The 1,457-nt window shown below is 69.2% G+C and carries 1 protein-coding gene; it reads right to left on the bottom strand.

Features of this window, described 5'->3' with window-relative positions; all coding sequences use genetic code 11:
- Positions 1-35 precede the first annotated feature (35 nt).
- Positions 36-1,214: an IS30 family transposase gene (locus ABZ858_RS37145; RefSeq protein WP_361389440.1), complete on the bottom strand. Its 1,179-nt coding sequence runs from the start codon at positions 1,212-1,214 to the stop codon at positions 36-38.
- Positions 1,215-1,457 lie beyond the last annotated feature (243 nt).

Below are 1,457 nucleotides of genomic sequence, written 5' to 3'. Positions count from 1 at the left end.
GGCGGATTCTTGGGGTCCTCGCAACACCTGATGGCTTATGTGGCCGTCAGTAGATCACGCAGGCGCTCGGCTGGTGTTTTCCAGCCGAGCGTTTTGCGTGGTCGGCCGTTGAGTTGCTGGGCGACGTGTTCGAGGTCTTCGGGGCTGTGCACGGACAGGTCGGTGCTCTTGGGGAAGTACTGCCGTAGCAGACCGTTGGTGTTTTCGTTCGATCCGCGCTGCCAGGGTGAGTGCGGGTCGCAGAAGTAGACCGGCACTCCCGTGGCCAGGGTGAACTGTTTGTGTGCGGCCATCTCGCAGCCCTGGTCCCAGGTCAGCGAGCCGCGCAGATGGCCGGGCAGGGTCTGGATCAAGGGCACCAGCACGTCACGGACCTCCTCGGCGGTGTGCCCGCCGGGCAGATGCCCGAGCAGGACGTAGCGGGTGGAGCGCTCGACCAGGGTGACGATCGCGCTCTCGCTTCGGGGACCGACGATCAGGTCGCCTTCCCAGTGGCCGGGCACCGCCCGGTCCTCGACCTCGGCGGGACGCTCGGAGATCATCACCATCTCGTCGACGAATCGGCGGGTGCGTTGGTCCGGGCTGCGGTGAGGCTTGCGGCGGGTGCGCCCCGTGCGCAACGCGGCCGCGACTTCGCGGCGCAGCCCGCCACGGGCCTGGACATAGATCGCCTGGTAGATCGTCTCCGGACTCACGCGCATGCCCTCGTCGTCGGGGAACTCGGTGACCAGAGCGTGGCAGATCTGCTCGGGTGACCACTGCTCCCGCAGCTTGTCCGCGACGAACCGGCGGAGCGGGCCGTCCTGGGCAAGCTTGGAGTCCTTGGGGCGTGACCGGCTCTCGGCCCAGGCTCGCTGGGCTCGGTGTGGCCGGTAGATGCCATCGACCGCTCGGGCGTCGGTCTCCCGCTTGATCGTGGACGCCGGCCGCCCCAGAGCCCGTCCGATCGCCCGCAACGAATGCCCGGCCCGGTGCATGTCGGCGATCGTCTCCCGCTCGGTCACGGTCAGGAACCGGGGGTGCAGCCGCGCGTCGACCGCCGCGAGGGACGGCTTGATGATGGTCACACCGGTCTTATAGATGATCAAGCGGCCGTCAGGGCGCAGTCGCGAATGGCCGATCTGCCGGATGCCCCGATCCCAGTCCTCGGCAGTGCGTTCGTGGACGCCGGCCTGCGCGGCGGCATCCCGGCGCCGGACTCCGGCCGCACGCAGCCGCTCGTACTCCGCCCTGCCGGGATGCGTGGGCGGGCGGGGCTTGCCGCGACCGCGGACACCGGCCTTACGGGCCCACGTGGCCGCCGTATTGCGGTTCACTCCGACCGCGCGAGCGGCGGCGACGACGCTGCCGTCCTCCCGATCCAGCGCCTCGAAGAACCTCGCCTTCAGCACCTCAAAATCCACGATCCCCGCAACCCCCTGAAGTCCAGGGTGTTGCGGGGATCAGTAGAACCCGCC

The sequence above is a fragment of the Streptomyces sp. NPDC047017 genome, assembly GCF_040644175.1.
GTDB lineage: Bacteria > Actinomycetota > Actinomycetes > Streptomycetales > Streptomycetaceae > Streptomyces.
Note: the sequence above shows the minus strand (reverse complement) of the source record. Positions and strands in the feature narration are given on the sequence as shown.